Consider the following 17,147-nt stretch of genomic DNA (forward strand, 5'->3'; position numbering starts at 1 on the left):
ACGCAGGCATACGCCCAGCGGCATGATGAACGGTGCTGTTGTTTTTGCTGATTCGGCGCTATTTTTCTTACAGGGGAACTTACTTACAAAGGCTGGCCCATCATGCGGGTTGCTTCCGCACTCTTGTTGCTCTGCTGCACGGCATTGGCCGAGGCCGGTCCGACGCTCACGCTGACCCTGCAGGAATACCCGCCCTTCATGGGGCAATCGTTGCCAGGCAGGGGGCTGTTGTCCAGCGCCGTGGCCAGCGTATTCGCCCGGGCAGGTTACAGCGTCAATTTCGAACCGGCACCCAATAACCGCGCCATCGAAGCGCCACGCCGCGGCATGGCCGATGGCAGTTTTGGCTGGGCAAAAACACCCGAACGCGAAAAGGATCTGTACTACACCGCGCCGGTCATGGCGCTGCGCATGGTGTTTTGCCAGCGTGTCGAGGCGCACTACGAATGGCAGAAACTCACCGATCTTGCGCCTTATCGCATCGGCACCACGCTGGGCAATTTCTATTCGGACGAGTTCGAGAAACTCGCCAGGTCCGGCAAGCTGAAGGTGGATCCGGGGCCCAGCGACGAAGCCAATTTCCGCAAGTTGCTGGCTGATCGGGTTGACCTCTTTCCCATCGATGCGGAGGTCGGCCCCTATCTGATGCACCAGAGCCTGACCCCCGCAGAGCGGGCCAGATTGAGCTGCCCCGATCATGCCTACTGGAGCGCGCCACTGCACGTGGTGATCAGCAAGGCGAGACCAGACGGGCAGGCCATTGTGGCCGCATTCGATGAGGCGCTGCAAAACATGCAACGCACTGGCGAGTTGAACCGCCTGATCGACGCTACGCGCAAACAAATCCTGCAACCGACAGCGTATTGATCGACCGGTGGAGCCGGAACGGCGGCATTTCATGGACAAGGGCGGTACAATAACCGCCCTTTGCTTTGTTGGAAGTACGTCATGTCCATGCCCCTGCTCAAGCTGGCCGTGGTTGGTTGCAATACCGCTGCCGGCCTGCTGGAAACCCTGTCCGAACTGAAGCTGCCGCTGGCGGCGTTTTATCCGCTCGACCGTGACGATGAGGGCGAACTGGTCAGCTTCGGTGGCGAGGATTGGCCGGTGATGGCACTGGGCGATTTCAATTGGGCCAGTGCCGATGTGGCGATCTTCCTGTCGCAGACCGAAGCCATTGCCGACGCGCTGGCCGCAGGCTGCAAGGTGGTCGATGCCAGCAATGGCGAGCCGCAGCGTGGCGCCGTGCAGGTGCCGAACGTCATCGATGTGCTGTTGGCACGGCTGGTGGGGGCTTTCAAGGCCGGGGGTGAGTTGACCACAGTCACCGCGACCGGCCTGCTGGCCGTCTCGCAGGAAGGCCAGCCCGGCATCGACAAGCTGTCTGAACAGACCCGCGCCATTTTTGCGCAGCAGGCCGTCGAAGTCGGCACGACCTATGCCAAGCGCATCGCGTTCAACCTGGTGCCACAGGAACAGCAAGCCGTCACTGCGCGCGCAGCCAAGCTGAGCCGCAAGCTGGGTGTGCCCTTGAGCCTGCAGCTGGCCCATGTGCCGGTGTTCTACGGTCATAGCCTGAGCGTGGCGGTGCAGTTTGCCCAACCAGTCACCGCAGCGGCATTGCAGGCCGCATTTACCCAGACTGCCGGCATTTATCTGCTGGAGCGTGGTGTGGCGTCGCCACAGGATGCGATTGGCGGCGAGCAGGTATGGGTGAGCCAGCTGGCCGTTGCCGAAGATGGCTTGAGCGCCAGCGCATGGGCGGTGGTGGACAATAGCAAGCTCAGCGCCTTGCTGACGCTGGCTGCACTGCAAGCTGCGCTGGAGGCCCGCTGATGCTGCCGCCGATTTCCCAGCGTATTGCCACTGAAATCGCTGCACGTGCTGCGCAGGTTGAAGCCGCCATTGCATTGCTGGACGAAGGTGCCACCGTGCCCTTCATCGCGCGTTACCGCAAGGAAGTGACCGGCGGGCTGGACGATACCCAGCTGCGCAATCTGGAAGAGCGCCTGCGCTATATGCGCGAACTGGAAGAGCGCCGCGTGGCAGTCATCGCCAGCGTGGAAGAGCAAGGCAAGCTGACCCCGGAACTGAAAGCATCTTTTCTCGATGCCGATAACAAGCAACGGCTGGAAGACCTTTACCTGCCGTACAAGCAAAAACGCCGCACCCGCGCACAGATTGCCCGCGAAGCCGGCCTGCAGCCGCTGGCCGATGCCTTGCTGAGCGACCCGCAGCTCAACCCGGAGCAGGAAGCTGCCGGCTATCTGAGTGAGTCGATTGCCGACACCAAGGCCGCGCTCGATGGCGCCCGTGCCATCCTGATGGAGCAGTTTGGTGAAGATGCCGAGCTGCTGGGCGGATTGCGCGATTACTTGAGCAAGAACGCCGTCATCAAGACCAGCGTGGCCGAGGGCAAGGCAGAAGAAGGTGCCAAGTTCTCGGATTATTTCGAATACGACGAGCCGCTGCACGCCATGCCCTCGCACCGCATTCTGGCGGTGCTGCGTGGCCGCAATGAAGGTGTGCTGAACATGGCGCTGGTGCTGCCGGAAGAACTCGATCCCGCCACCAGGCCTACTGGCCCGAATGTGTGCGAGCTGCGTATTGCCAAGCGCTTCGGCATCGACAATCAAGGCCGCCCCGGCGACAAATGGCTGGCCGATACGGTGCGCCTGACCTGGCGCGCCAAGATCGCACTCAGCCTGGAAACCGAACTGGTCAACGGCCTGCGCGAAAAGGCCGAGCTGGATGCCATCAAGGTATTCGCCAGCAATCTGAAAGACCTGCTACTGGCAGCGCCGGCCGGCCCGCGCGCCACCATTGGCCTCGATCCCGGCTTGCGCACCGGCGTGAAGGTGGCGGTGGTCGATGCCACCGGCAAGCTGGTCGATACCGCCACCATCTACCCGCATGCACCGCGTGATGACTGGCATGGGGCTATGGCGGTGCTGGCTGCCCTGTGCGCCAAGCACAAAGTCGAGCTGATCGCCATTGGTAACGGCACGGCCAGCCGCGAGACCGACAAGCTGGCCGCGGACCTGATGTCTAAATATCCGGACCTCAAGCTGACCAAGCTGGTGGTATCCGAGGCCGGCGCATCGGTGTATTCGGCATCCGAGCTGGCTGCGCGCGAATTCCCTGATCTGGATGTGAGCATCCGTGGTGCGGTGTCGATTGCCCGCCGCCTGCAAGACCCGCTGGCCGAGCTGGTGAAGATCGATCCCAAGTCCATCGGTGTCGGCCAATACCAGCATGACGTAAACCAGAGTGAGCTGGCACGCTCGCTCGACGCGGTGGTGGAAGACTGCGTGAACGCGGTCGGCGTCGATGTGAATACGGCTTCGGCCGCCTTGCTGACGCGCGTTTCTGGCCTCACCAGTACCCTGGCCAACAATATCGTGCAATACCGCGATGCCAACGGCGCATTTGCCAGTCGTGCGGCCTTGCTCAAGGTGCCGCGCCTGGGCGACAAGACGTTCGAGCTGGCGGCAGGTTTTCTGCGCGTGATGAACGGCAGCAACCCGCTGGATGCCTCCAGCGTGCACCCGGAAGCCTATCCGGTGGTGGAAAAGATTATCGCCAAGGTGCAACGCGAGGTGAAAAACCTGATCGGCGACGCGGCTTTCCTGAAAAAGCTCAATGCGGCTGACTATACCGACGCGCGTTTTGGTGTGCCGACGGTGAAGGACATCCTGACCGAGCTGGAAAAACCGGGCCGCGACCCGCGCCCGGAATTCAAGACCGCCAGCTTTGCCGAGGGCGTCGAGGATTTGAAGGACCTCAAGCTGGACATGGTGCTGGAAGGCGTAGTCACCAACGTGACCAACTTTGGCGCTTTTATCGATATCGGTGTGCATCAGGATGGTCTGGTGCATATCTCGGCGCTGTCCAACCGCTTTGTCAAAGACCCGCGTGAGGTGGTCAAGGCGGGTGACGTGGTCAAGGTCAAGGTGCTGGAAGTCGACATCAAGCGCAAGCGCATCGCACTGACCATGCGACTGACCGACAGCGCACGTGAGCACGGTGGCAATGATGCAGGCCATGCGCCAGCCAGTCGCAACCAGCAACGCGCCGTGCAAAAGCAGCCAGAGCCGCAAGGTGCCATGGCCAATGCACTGGCCGGCCTGAAGCTGAAGCGCTGATATGGATTGGCACGGGCAAGGGATTGCGGCCGCACGCGCCGGGCGCTTTGGCGAGGCGGTGGCGTTGCTGCAGCGTGCAGTCAAGAAAGCACCCAAGGACCCGGTGCTGCATGCCGACTTGGGCCTGACCTTTGCCCGCATGGCCGACTGGCCCGCCGCGCGCACGGCATTGCTGCGCGCGGTTGAGCTGGCGCCGGGTAACGTGAGCGCCCGCGTCAACCTGGCCAACGTGCTGCGCCAGCATGGTGATGACGACGGTGCCCGGCTGCAGCTGGAAGCCGCGCTCAAGCGCGAACCGCAGCATGCGCTGGCGCGTTTCAATCTGGGCAATCTGCACAAGGACAGGCAGGGCTGGGCAGCAGCCGAGGCGCAGTATCTGGCTGCCTTGCGGGCCCGCCCGGATCATCACGATGCCCGGCATGCACTGGGCAATGTGCTCAAGGAACAGAACCGCATCGGCGAAGCCATCGAGGCATTGCGTCACACCGTGCAGCAAGCGCCGCGCCCGCGTGCCTGGCATGATTTGGGCAACGCCTATGGCGCGGCCAATCAGTACGACGACGCGCGCGCTGCCTACCAGCAGGCGCTGCAGCTACAGCCCGACTTTGCCCTGTCGCACTATGTGCTGGGCACGCTGGATTTGAAGCTGGGCAACTGGGGTAGCGGTTGGCGTGGCTACGAGGCGCGCTTTGCCGCCTTGGGCCAGGCACTGCCAGCCAGCCGCCTGCCACGCTGGTTTGGCGAGCCGGTGCCGGCAACGGCAGCGCTGCTGATCTACCCCGAGCAGGGTTATGGCGACATGATCCAGTTCGCCCGCTTTTTGCCACGACTGCGCGAGCGTTTTGCTCGGGTAACCATGATCTGCCCGACTGCGCTGCTGCGCCTGTTCGCCGGCAGCTTCCCGGATATCGGGTTTGTCGATACCATACCGGCAGATGAAGCCGGCTATACGCATTACATGCCGGTGATGTCGCTGGCAACGGTGCTGGGCATCACTGAAGCAGCGCTGGACGGAGCCGCCTACCTGAAGACGCCAGCTACTGCGGGCCAGGCCTCTCCCCGGCGTATCGGCATCAGCTGGACCGGTAACCCGGCTCAGGCAGACAACCGCTGGCGCAGCATGCCGTTCGAGCAGCTGGCGCCGCTGTGGCAGCTGCCGGGTGTGCGCTGGCAAAGCCTGCAGTACGGTGCCGAAGTCCCTTCCACAATGCAGCCCATGCCGGCAGGTGACTTTCTCGACACCGCCGCGCTGATGATGCAGCTTGAGCTGGTCATCACCGTGTGTACCTCGGTTGCGCATCTGGCCGGGGCATTGGGCCGGCCGGTGTGGCTGCTCAGCCGCGCCGATGCCGATTGGCGTTGGCAGGCGGGCAGGGCAGACAGCCCGTGGTATGGCAGTATGCGCATCTATCGCCAGCAGCAACGGGCCATCTGGGATGATGTGCTGCACCAGGTTGTTGGGGACTTGCAACGCGGCACCTAACGGCGTCGCCAGAGCGCAAAGCCCGCAATATGCTGCGTTCAGGCTGACTCATCACTGCCATTGTGGCCACCTCGCAGGTATGGCAGTGCAGTGGCTAACTCGCCCGCAGCCGCCAAGCCATCTACAATGGCCGGATGCTGCCGACAAAAATCTGCCGGACTTTCATGGCCTTAGCCGTGGCTTGTATCTGCCTGCAACCTGCCTGGGCGGGCAAAGCCGGCCATCACGCTGCCCGCAAAAGCAAACCTGCTGCCGCAAGCAAGCAGGAAACGCCTGCCGTTGAGCAAGCCGATGACTTGAACAGCGGGCCATTTGACCCCGAGCACCCGCCCGCCCGTCTGCGCGTGTTGGTGGCGCAGGGGGCATCCACCTATTTCATGCAGGATGGCAAGCCGCATGGCGTGGAATACGCGATGCTGCTGGAGCTGGAGAAATTCCTCAACCAGCAAAAAGCCAAGGCGGCGCCAAAGGTCAAACTCGAATTCATTCCGGTCGAGGCCGGTGAGCTGATCCCGCTGCTCAAGCGTGGTGATGCCGACATGGCTGCCGGCCTGATCCCGATCAGTGATGCCGCCAAGGGGCTGGTTGACTTCAGCCAACCCTATTTGCAGGATCGCTGGTGCGCAATGCGCAGCAAGGGCAATGATGGCGAAGATAGTCTTGACGGCCTGCTGGTGCCGCCTGGCAGCTTTGGCAAGCATTTGCTGGCCGACAGCGGCAAGACACCGGTCGATGCCCCCTACGGCACCAGCAGCGAAAAACTGTTGCTGGCACTCAATCAGGATGCCGATGCCAAGCCAACACTGGCCAGCCGCTATATTGCCGACCTGTGGAGCAAGCGCCTGCCCAAGGTGCAGACTGGTAGCTGTCTGGAACAGAACGTCGATGTGGCATGGGCCATCACGCAGGGCCAGCCGGCATTGCGCGATGCGATCAATCGCTTCCTCGACAAGCAGGGCGGCAAGCTGGCCAGCACCGCATCACAGCTGACACAGCGTTATCTGTCGACGGATGGCAGCGTGAATGCCGTGGTGCAGATTGATCCGCTCGACAAACTGGCCTTCTTCGCCCCGGTGTTCCAGCTGGTAGCCAAGGCCAATAATCTGGACTGGTTGCTGCTGGCGGCCATTGGCCAGCGGGAAACCAAGCTCAACCCCATCGTGCGCAAGAATGGTGGTCCCACCGGTGTCATGCAGGTCAACCCGCAAACCGCGCGCAAAATGGGCGTGACCGACCCGCACGGCAATGAAGGCAACATCACGGCCGCCGCACGCTATCTGGCCCATCTGCGTGATTTGTTCGACAAATCCGGCATCGACGACGACGACCAGCTCTACTTCATGCTTGCTGCCTATAACGCGGGCGAGGGCAGGGTGCAGCAGTTACGCAAGGAAGCCGCCCGCCAAGGGCTGGACCCGAATCGCTGGCAAGGCAATGTGGAACAGGTGGCACGCCGCAGCGTCGGCCCGCATTTGCTGGATTACGTGAACAGCGTCAGCCGCTTCTATATTGCGTATCAAAAGAAGGCGGGCAAGGCGAGCGCGGCGGCGGGCAAGTAGTGGCAGCGCTGCCAGCAGGGTTTTGTTGGGCGCTTCAAAGCGCGACGGTGTGAGCGCCAGACAAAAACGGCACCGAATGATTCGGTGCCGTTTTGCTTGATCAGACCAGCCTGAATCAATACGGGTTCTGACCCGCATAGTTGCCAGGCGGCGAGTAATTGCAGACCCAGACTTCCTTGGAGCTGCCGCACTTGGCGCGGCCGCAACCCAAGGTGGTCGAGCTTTTCCACACCACCTGCGTGTAGTGACCGCAGACTTTGCCGCTGGCGCAACTTTTGGTGACGAAGCTGTAGTCGGGTTTTTCATTCGCCCATGAATCCACGACCTGAGTCGGCGTCCAGAAATAGCCCGGGCCGCCTGGCGAGACCCAGCCACCGAACAGGTTTTCCCCCACGCCGTGGCCTTCGAAGCTGCTGTTGCTGCCGCTGTGCTGCAGGTCGCAGCTATTGGTTGCGGCCAGGTTGTCAGCCCATCTCTGGGCAACAGCGGCCAGGCCATCCGACCACGCCATGTTAGGCAATCCGGCATTTTCGCCAGCCCGCACTGCGTTATGCCGTGCCAGCAGTTCCTGCGCGGCAGCGGTATCGCTGGTCAGCACGCCGGCCGGAACCGGCGTGACGGCCGCCTTGCTCACGATGTATGACGAAGCCAGATCATTGAAGTTGAGGCTGACCAGATTAGCCGCATCACCGGTGAGCGAGAGCTTGGAACCGGCCTGGCCGTTGTCGGCAAACAGGTCGACCTGATAGCCGCTCTGCACCTTGACCGAAGACACTACGTTGTCCCAGCTGCTGACGGTATCGGCGGTGGCCACATCGCTGCAGAACACGCGGCCCTGGTAGTTGATGTCGGAGTAGAAGCAGACCGGGCCGGTTGTCGGCAGGTTGGAGCCCGTCAGGTACTGCTGATACTGCGCCCACAACGCATCCACGCTCTGGCCGGTCTGCCGCACGAAGAAGTCAGTGGTCCATTGCTGGCGGTCGGTCGAACTCAGCGATTGATTCAGCTTGTAGGCAAAATCGGCGTAGTTCTGGTTCAGCCAGTCGATGAAGAACGCGGTGGTATCGTAGCCATCCTTCCATGAGCCGCCAGCGTGCCGGTTGGCCAGCGTCTTGTAGCCGGTCTTGTAGCGCACGTAATCAGCCACGCCCTCGATGATGCCGCCAAAGCCATCCACATGCTGAGCATCGCTATCGTTCTGTTGGTAGATGTGGGTGATTTCGTGCGCCAGCACGCCCAGCATCTCCTGCAGCGACTTGTCGTGCACATAAGTGCTGCTTAGCGTGATTTGACTGCCGGCTGTGTAGGCCACGCCATCCATGGCCTTGATGGTCAGGAAGATGGTGCCTGGCTGGGCCGGTACTTCAGATGGCGTCTTGTACAGGATGGCGCAATCATTGCGGGCCAGCTGCTGGATGACTGCCGGCAATGCCGTTACCGGAACCTGATCGCTTAGCGGCTTGAAGCCATCCGGATCCTGTATATCGATGACGACAGCCGGGCTGCAGGCCGGGTTGAACTGAGTGCTGTTGGGGAGTGGCGCAACTACGGCATTCGGGACCGGTGTGGCGGTGGGTTGTGGCGTGGGCGACGGTGTGGGCGTTGGGGCCAGTGTCGGAACTGGCGTTGCGGTGGGGCGTGGGGTGGGCGCCAAAGTGGGCCGCGGCGTTGGGGTGGCGGTCGGTTTGGGGGTCGCCGTGGGTAAAGGGGTAGCCGTCGGCTTTGGTGTTGCTGTCGGTGCAGTAGTGGGCTTCGGCGTCGCAGTAGGTAGCGGCGTTGCCGTTGGCGTCGCGGATGTGTTCAGCACAAACGACGACGCCAGGTCATTGAAGCTGCGCTGAACGAAATTTGGCTCATCTTTGGTCAGCAGCAGGCTGCGGCCACCCTGGTTGGTATGCTCGAACAGCGTGATGCTGGTGCCTGCCGGTACTTTGGCCGACGAGATACGGTCATTCCAGCTTGCCGGCAAATTGGCTTTGCCATTGCCGGTCACGCAATAAGCCGCACCTTGGTAGTTGATGTCCTGGTACAAGCAGACCTGGCTGGCTGCATGGGCAGCTGCAACGCAGCCCAGCATACCAAGGACAGCCAGCGCCTGGGTTAATGGCCCGCGTACCGGGCCGGACAGATAGCGCATCTTGATCTCACTCCACGAAATTTATCGAAGGATGGGGCGGCAGCGGACAATGCCTTCGCAAGGAGCCGCCAACAAAACCCTGCTGGCTGTGTTTCGCGTGCCTTGCCAGCGCTGCTGTACTGGGTTTGGGTGGTGGCTCTTATGCAAATACGCGCGCTTCATTCAATGAAAGCGCTTTCATTTTTGGCGGAGCATAGCATGTTCAGGTACCTGGCAAGACCAATTTGATTGATGATGCGGCATTAATGCAAAAAGCCCCGCAAGGGGGCTTTTGCTGGCAGTAACCCCGAATCAGGCGAGGTGTGCAAACAACCAGTACAGCGACCCAGACAACAGGATTGCCGCCGGCAAGGTCAGCACCCAGGCCATCAACAGGCTGCGGATGGTGGACATCTGCAGGCCGGACTTGTTGGCCGCCATGGTGCCTGCCACACCGGATGACAGCACATGCGTGGTGGATACCGGCAAGCCGAACATGTCGGCCGCGCCGATGGTCATCATGGCGACGACTTCAGCCGAGGCGCCCTGCGCATAGGTCAGGTGCGTTTTGCCGATTTTTTCACCCACGGTCACCACGATGCGCTTCCAGCCCACCATGGTGCCGAGACCCAGTGCGATGGCAACCGCGATCTTGACCCAGAGCGGGATGAACTTGGTGGCTGCATCAATCTGCGATTTGAACTCTTTCAGATTGGTTTTTGCATCGGCATCCAGTTTGCCGACATTGCCCTTGTCGATCAGCCGGATCGCCTCGGAAGCCAGATACATGTCATTGCGTACATTGCCGACAGCGGCAACCGGCACCTTGGCCAGCGTACCGTGCGATTTGACTTGGTCACCGATGCTTTGCGTGACGGCAGCCAGCGCCGGCAGCAGTTCGGGTCTGGCTTCCTTGGTGCGCACGTAGTCGGACAAGGTCTTGCGCGAATCGGCCGGGGGCAGGGCAGGTGCCGCCTTCTGCAGCGATTGGTAGGTGACTTGCGCCACGGCGGCAAACTGGGCCGTGCGCTCGGCCGGCATGGCACGGTTCAGCGCATAGGCCATTGGCAAGGTGCCAACCAGGATCAGCATAATCAGGCCCATGCCTTTCTGGCCGTCGTTGGAACCATGCGCGAACGAAACACCGCTGCAGGTCAGGATCAGCAGACCACGGATCCACCACGGCGGCGGCGCCTTACCCTTGGGTTCGCTGTACAGCTTCTGGTTTTTGACCAGCGCACGCAGTGCCAGCAGCAGCAGGGCCGCGCAGCCAAAGCCGACCAGTGGTGACAGCAGCAGCGAATAACCGACCTTGGTGGCTTGCGCCCAATCCACGCCGCTGGTGCCGTCGCGACCATGCATCAGCGCGTTGGCCACGCCTACGCCGATGATGGAGCCGATCAGCGTGTGCGACGACGATGCCGGCAGGCCCAGCCACCAGGTGCCCAGATTCCAGACAATGGCCGCAATTAGCAGCGCAAACACCATGGCAAAGCCCGAGCCGCTGCCAACCTGCAGGATCAGCTCCACCGGCAGTAGCGAGATGATGCCGAACGCAACCGCGCCGCTTGACAGCAACACGCCCAGAAAATTGAAACAACCCGACAGCACCACGGCCGCATTGGGCGGCAGCGAATGGGTGTAGATCACCGTCGCCACGGCATTGGCGGTGTCGTGAAAGCCGTTGACGAACTCAAAGCCCAACGCAATCAGCAACGCAATGCCCAGCAGCAGGAAGGGCAGCCACGTGGTGACATTGGTGCCGACGGCATTGATGTCGGTTACCACGCTGAAGGCGGTATAGAGCAGGCCGGCGATCAACAGCCCGGCAAACAGCAGGCCGGTAAGCTTGCCCGGCTTGTGGTCCAGATGTGGCCGGCTGGGCAGCCCGGCCGGAATGGCTGCAGACGGCAGTACTGCAGCGTCGGATGAAGAGGTCATGATGCGGCAAACTCCATGCAGGGGGAATAAACCGCATCTTGGGTTGTTCGTATTACAACTTTTCTGTAGCCGTGTTCTTATCTTTGGATCATGCCGAGGGCAAGGCTGCGCCAAAGAAAAACCGGCCCTGCAGGGCCGGTTTTGGAATCATCAATAAAGCTTGACGGGACAGGAGCGTGTGGCGGATCAATACACTTCCGGCACGATCATGTTGTCCGGCACCGGCTGGCGGGCATAGTCATCGTGCCGCTCGCGCTCGGGCAGTACCACCGAAGGATGCTCGACATCGCCATATGGAATCTGATCCAGCAAGTGCTGAATGCAGTTGAGGCGTGCCTTTTTCTTGTCGTCGGCCTGCACGACCCACCACGGGGCCTCGGCAATATGCGTACGCTCCAGCATGATCTCCTTGGCCTTGGTGTATTCCTCCCAGCGGCGGCGCGATTCCAGATCCATCGGGCTGAGCTTCCATTGTTTCAGCGGATCATGGATGCGGCCCAGAAAGCGCAGATGCTGCTCCTCATCCGATATCGAGAACCAGTACTTGATCACCTGGATGCCTGAACGGGCCAGCATTTTTTCAAACTCGGGTACGGTGCGGAAAAATTCCTCGTACTGCTCGTCGGTGCAGAAACCCATCACGCGTTCGACGCCGGCACGGTTGTACCAGCTACGATCGAACAGCACGATCTCGCCTGCAGCCGGCAGGTGCGATACATAGCGCTGAAAGTACCATTGGGTGCGTTCACGATCATTCGGCGCCGGCAGCGCCGCCACGCGGCACACTCGGGGGTTCAGCCGCTGGGTAATGCGCTTGATCACGCCACCCTTGCCGGCCGCATCGCGGCCCTCAAACAGAATCACTACTTTGTGACCGGTCTTGACGACCCAGCTTTGCAGCTTGACCAATTCACCCTGCAAGCGAAACAGCTCGCGAAAATAGCGACGACGCTGCAGCTTCTCTTCATCGAGCAGCTCGCCGGTTTCATCGCTGAGTATCGAATCGAGCGCATGATCTTCGAGCTCCAGTTCAAGCTCTTCATCATAGTGATCGGCCAGATCGCGATGGATGCGCCGTACCAGCTCTTCGTGATTCGAATTCACTGCAAACCCCTCAAAGTGTTGAATGGGATAAAAACGCAGTGATCGTAAGCCGCAATCATGGCAATCATGTGACTTCGCGGTGTTCAAACCGCGGCAGCAACGCCCGGCTCAGTTTTCGACGGTCAGGCACTTGTGCAGCAAGGCCAGCACGGCACGCTGCTGACTGTCGATAAAAAAGTGATCCCCGTCGAAACGGTGGACGGTGCAGGCCACCTGCGTTTCTTCCTGCCACCGATCAACCTGATCGGCATTGACGCGCGGATCACTGGTACCGGTCAATACGGCAATCGGCATGCTTAATGCCGGGGCGGGCTGATAGCGGTAATTTTCGGCCAGCGAAAAATCGGCCCGTATCGCTGGCAATAGCAGCGCCATCAATTCTCGATGCGCAAGCACTTCTGCCGGTGTGCCGTTGAGGCGCTGCAGACCAGCGATCAACGCATCGTCATCCAGCGTGCTGAGTATCTCTCGCGGGCTACGGTGCGCCGGCGGCTCGCAACCGGATACGGCCAGCTGGCGTGGCAGCGGTTGCTGCAAGGCAGTCAGGCGGCGAGTCAGTTCAAATGCAATGAGTGCGCCAAGACTGTGCCCGTAAAAAGCATAGGGGCCTTCCTGTTGTGCCAGATGCGTGCAGAAAGCGTTGGTTAGCTCATCCAGCAGGATTTTCCAGTGGCTGTGGGGTGGCTCGGAGAAGCGCACGCCACGCCCAGGCAGCTGTACCGCATGAATATCAATGAAGGGAGCCAGTGTGCTTTGCCAGCCCAGAAAATGATTGGCACTGCCGCCGGCATAGGGAAAGCAGTAAAGGCGCAACAGGCCAGCAGGATTTTTGGGCCCGGCAAACCAGGGCGAGGCTGATGGAGGCGTACTTTTCATGCAAATCGGCAACAGGTAGTAAAAATTCTGGATACGGCATCCTGCAGCGGCAATGGCGAGCCGGGGAGGGATGCCGTTTCGTGCAGGAACGTGGCAGGGCTGCCAAGTTCTCTGCACGGTTGGCGCAGATGCTTGTGCTGGCTAGGGCCTGTTAACACTTATTTCGCGCGTGCGCTGGGCCGCAAAGAGGTCAGCTACAAGGCACGCAACGCAGGCAATAACCGGTTATTGCCAAGGCGCGTAACGCCGTAGATGGCCTCTTTGCGGCCCAGCCCTGCGGGTTCGGGGTATTTCGGGCGGTTCGCTGCGTTGCAAACCGCTTGCGGTACCCGTACCGCGGCGCGTTCTGCGCCTTGCGCTCCATCCCGAACTACCCCGAACGCAAGCGTGAAATAAGTGTTAACAGGCCCTAGCTGCCACCAGCTCAATGATTTGCAGCTTCTTCCATTTGCTTGCGCAGCGACAGCGGGCGCATGTCGGTCCAGACTTCCTTGATGTATTCAAGACATTCCGCACGGGTGCGGGCCGGGCCTTCGCTTTGCCAGCCCAGTGGCACTTCCTTGTCTGCCGGCCAGATTGAATACTGGCCTTCATGATTCACTACCACGCTGTACAGGGTGCTGTCTTCATTGTGATCGCTCATGCTGCTCGGGCTCCATTTAAAAAGAGGTGATACACGGGGTGACTGCAAGATGGCCCGGCTTCAGGGCTGGCCTGAGGCCGGCGCAAGGCCACGCATTTATAACATGCTTGCGGCATGCGGATGATCGGTCTGGGTATCGGCTCCCACGTTGCTGACGCCCTGTGGCTTGCCGGTAATGCTGTGCAAGTGGCCATCTTGCAGCTTGACGACGCGATCAGCGCAGGGGAAATACGCATCGTCATGCGTAATCACCAACACTGTCTTGCCACGGCGTTTCAGGTCTGGCAGCAACTCGGTGTAAAAGATCTTCTTGAAGACCGGGTCCTGATCGGCGGCCCATTCGTCAAACAGATAGATGGGGCGATCCTCCAGATAGGCAGATACCAGCGCCAGTCGCTTGCGTTGCCCGGTCGACAGATTGAGCGTAGAGAACTTGCCATCGGTAATGCTGACTTTGTGTGCCATGCCCAGTTGCTGGATGTAGTGCATGGCGCGCTCGCTCATGCCGTCCCTGTCTACCTCGAGCAATTGTTCGAACAAATGAAAATCGGCGAATACAGCAGAGAAATTTTGCCGGTATTCAACAATGTTTTGCTCGGTGACCGTTTGACCATTCAGGCTGATTTCACCGGTTTCTGGCTCGTACAAGCCAAGAATCAGCATGGCCAGCGTGGTCTTGCCGCTGCCATTGCCGCCCACAATGAAGATGATCTCGCCTTCTTCCATGCACAAATCAACCGGGCCAAGCATGAACTGGCGATCTTCTGTCGGGGCCGGATAGTGGTGGGCAATGCCTTTCAAAACCAGGCTGCGCTTGTGCGGTGATTTGAATGCACTTGCATTGAGATCAATGCTGCCAGCAGACAGTGCACCGTCAAGTTGATCAATTTTGGCTGCAGAAAAACCGGCCTGCCGGATGACTGGCACTGCATAGAGCAAGTCGTTGATCGGGCGCATCAGGAACAGCAAAACCAATACGAAAGTCGTGAGCAGCCCGGCATTGATCTTGAACCAGATTGGCACCACGAAAACCAGCAAGCCGATCAGCAAATAGAACAGGATATTGTTGAGATTGGAAATCAGCGCATACACGCGCATGGTTTGCAGATAGAGCGTTTTGAATGCCAGCGAATCCGGCGCTATGACCTGCTCGACGAATTGTTTGCCGCGCGCCATATTGAGCTGTAATTCGCGACTACCTTCAATCAGCCCACGGAAATTCCGGTACAGCACATCCATTTGTTCGCGCAGGCCGAACATGTGGCGCAGTGGTGCCCGCTCGGCAAGTTGATATGCTACCAGCCCCGCAGCCAGACTCACGGTAGTAATCAGGGCGAGCTGCCAGGATAGCCAGAACATATAAGCCAGACAGCCAGTGATCACAACGAGGTTGCCAAAGGCAGGCGGCAGCATTTGCAATGCCTGTACCAGGGTCGCGATATCGTTGGTCATGATGGCCAGCAGCTGTGGTTGTCCCAGTTGCTGCAGCTTTTTGACCGGGGTGGCAATCAGCTTGCGGCTCAGATCCAGTCTGATCTTGTGCACGGCCTCTTGGGTCAGGCTCATCAGTACGAATTCGGAAACCAGCTTGGTGCCCAGAAAAACGGCGCACAGAGCAAAAAATTGCCCAGCCATGACAACGGACGCATGTTGTGACGTAACGCCATCGCTGATGAGCTTGACGAGGCTGGCACCGCTAAAGCCGCTGATGATGCCGGTAGCCGTTGCCAGCAACATCAGCGGCCATGATTGTTTGACAAGTTGCTTGATCATTTGCATGGTCGGTCTGGCCAGTGGCGCATGTCTGCGCGGGTAAAAGAAGCGAGGGGCGGAGTCATGCTGCGGCATCCTCCAGTGATTGCTGGGCGCTGGAGGTAATCAAGGCGATCAGCGATTTTGCCACGCCGGCAGGATGATGCCGGAGTATATCGAGGTGCCTGCCTTCGAAGACTTCAATGGGCGAGTTGGCAAAAGCCGTATTACCCCAATGATTGTCACCATGAATTTCGGTGCTTTCCATTCTCCTGGCAGCTAGAGGTGACATGTGAAAATCGGCAGAAACACCAAACGGGCATGTCTGTACTGGATGATCTGCCCAGTATTGGCGCATCGCATGCGCATGATATTTCTCGGCCAGGTAGCGCTGGCGCAATATGGTGTGCCAGATTTCCTGTTCGTGCGGGCTGTGCAGATTCATGCGCGAGGTGGCCAGATTTATGCAATTTTCCAGCGGCATGTTGTCAAAGGTGCGTGCAGTCAGCGGCTCGCCGACTTTCGAGTAGGTATCGCAAATCGCCTTGAAGAATTCACTTTTGAAATAAGCTTCATCAAAAGGTGGAAATTCATAGCCTGCAGGTACGATACCTGTATCGATAAAGCCCAGCATGACCTGATCAAAGCCCAGCTTTTGTAATGCCTTGGCCAGCTCATAGGCAATCAATCCGCCAACGCAATAGCCGGCCAGCACGATCTTGCCCGAACAATGGCGCAAGATTTGCGGCGCATATCGCGCTGCCATGACAACGAAATCATCTACCGGATCGGCTTCGTTATCGATGCCGTCATGGTGAAAGACGAATACATTGGCTTGATCCGGCGGCACACTGCGGGCGACCTGATTGAATACTTCTGCGCTGCCACCCGCACCGGGGATAAAGAAAATATCGTGGCTGGCTGTGTGGGGGCTATCGAGCTTCGCGATATTGTCATCGACCAGCAGCCAGTTGCGCTCCCCATCAGCAGGTGTGCTGTTACCCTGATCAGCACCCGTTTTGTCAGGGGAGGCTAGCAGTTTCTCGGCAAGCGCCGCTACGGTGGGGGCTTCGAAAACGGTACGAACATTCAACTCGCATGCAAAGGCTAGCCGTATTTGTACCGTCAGTACTGTCGCCAGCAGCGAATGCCCACCCAGCGCAAAGAAGTTGTCATGCACTCCCACCCGATCCAGCTTGAGCACCCCAGCCCAGATCGCGGCCAGCCGCGCTTCAGTTGCAGTGCGTGGCGCCACATAGCGATCTTCATCCACCTGCCGCTGCGGCGCCGGCAGGGCCTGCCGATCTACCTTGCCATTGGGCGTCAACGGCAGTTGTGCCAGTTCGATGAAATACGCCGGCACCATATAGTCCGGCAGGCTGCGCAACAGGATGCTCCGCAAGGCATCGCCATCCGGCATGGCTTGCTCCGGCTGCGCCACCAGATACGCCACCAGCCGGGTGTCCTCGTCGTCCTGACGGGCCACGACCACCGCATCGCGAATCGCCGGCTGTTGCAGCAAGGTGGC

Annotated in this window: 12 protein-coding genes; 5 read left to right on the top strand and 7 right to left on the bottom strand. The window is 59.9% G+C overall.

Going from position 1 to position 17,147, the window contains the following annotated elements; translation table 11 throughout:
* Positions 1-102: 102 nt before the first annotated feature.
* From B9A19_RS06960 to B9A19_RS06980, 5 genes are all read left to right on the top strand, one after another.
* Positions 103-867: a substrate-binding periplasmic protein gene (locus B9A19_RS06960; protein ID WP_084090053.1), complete on the top strand. Its 765-nt coding sequence runs from the start codon at positions 103-105 to the stop codon at positions 865-867.
* Positions 868-948: 81 nt separating this feature from the next.
* Entirely contained in the window at positions 949-1,836 is an 888-nt protein-coding gene (locus tag B9A19_RS06965) for an Asd/ArgC dimerization domain-containing protein (RefSeq protein ID WP_084090054.1), read from the top strand.
* Positions 1,836-4,145 (top strand): Tex family protein, encoded by a 2,310-nt coding sequence (locus B9A19_RS06970; RefSeq protein WP_084090055.1) that lies wholly within the window; start codon positions 1,836-1,838, stop codon positions 4,143-4,145. Before B9A19_RS06965 ends, B9A19_RS06970 begins: the two co-directional genes overlap by 1 nt.
* Before the next feature lies 1 nt (position 4,146).
* A complete protein-coding gene (locus tag B9A19_RS06975; RefSeq protein ID WP_084090056.1) occupies positions 4,147-5,628 on the top strand; it encodes a tetratricopeptide repeat protein in 1,482 nt (493 codons plus the stop codon).
* Positions 5,629-5,792: 164 nt separating this feature from the next.
* Positions 5,793-7,187 carry an MltF family protein gene (locus B9A19_RS06980; RefSeq protein ID WP_176216823.1) on the top strand — a complete coding sequence of 465 codons (1,395 nt, stop codon included), beginning with the start codon at positions 5,793-5,795 and terminating at the stop codon, positions 7,185-7,187.
* 115 nt (positions 7,188-7,302) lie between these two features.
* Here the strand turns inward: B9A19_RS06980 and B9A19_RS06985 are convergent, their stop codons facing one another.
* From B9A19_RS06985 to B9A19_RS07015, 7 genes are all read right to left on the bottom strand, one after another.
* Positions 7,303-9,324, bottom strand: coding sequence for a basic secretory protein-like protein (locus B9A19_RS06985; protein WP_084090058.1), 2,022 nt, complete (start codon positions 9,322-9,324; stop codon positions 7,303-7,305).
* A gap of 291 nt (positions 9,325-9,615) precedes the next feature.
* Positions 9,616-11,244, bottom strand: coding sequence for an inorganic phosphate transporter (locus tag B9A19_RS06990; RefSeq protein WP_084090059.1), 1,629 nt, complete (start codon positions 11,242-11,244; stop codon positions 9,616-9,618).
* 186 nt (positions 11,245-11,430) lie between these two features.
* The gene (gene ppk2 / locus B9A19_RS06995) at positions 11,431-12,348 is read right to left on the bottom strand and encodes a polyphosphate kinase 2 (RefSeq protein ID WP_084090060.1); all 918 of its coding nucleotides are present in this window, start codon (positions 12,346-12,348) and stop codon (positions 11,431-11,433) included.
* A 108-nt stretch (positions 12,349-12,456) separates the two neighbouring features.
* Positions 12,457-13,224 carry a thioesterase II family protein gene (locus tag B9A19_RS07000; protein ID WP_084090061.1) on the bottom strand — a complete coding sequence of 256 codons (768 nt, stop codon included), beginning with the start codon at positions 13,222-13,224 and terminating at the stop codon, positions 12,457-12,459.
* Positions 13,225-13,648: 424 nt separating this feature from the next.
* Positions 13,649-13,867, bottom strand: a complete 219-nt coding sequence (locus tag B9A19_RS07005; RefSeq protein ID WP_084090062.1) for an MbtH family protein — start codon at positions 13,865-13,867, stop codon at positions 13,649-13,651.
* 96 nt (positions 13,868-13,963) lie between these two features.
* Complete coding sequence (locus B9A19_RS07010; protein ID WP_217807001.1) at positions 13,964-15,640, bottom strand: cyclic peptide export ABC transporter; 1,677 nt, start codon at positions 15,638-15,640, stop codon at positions 13,964-13,966.
* A gap of 61 nt (positions 15,641-15,701) precedes the next feature.
* Positions 15,702-17,141, bottom strand: a complete 1,440-nt coding sequence (locus B9A19_RS07015; RefSeq protein WP_084090063.1) for a phosphopantetheine-binding protein — start codon at positions 17,139-17,141, stop codon at positions 15,702-15,704.
* Positions 17,142-17,147 lie beyond the last annotated feature (6 nt).

Origin of the sequence: Andreprevotia lacus DSM 23236, assembly GCF_900176275.1 — a bacterium.
In the GTDB taxonomy this organism is placed as follows: Bacteria; Pseudomonadota; Gammaproteobacteria; order Burkholderiales; family Chitinibacteraceae; genus Andreprevotia; species Andreprevotia lacus.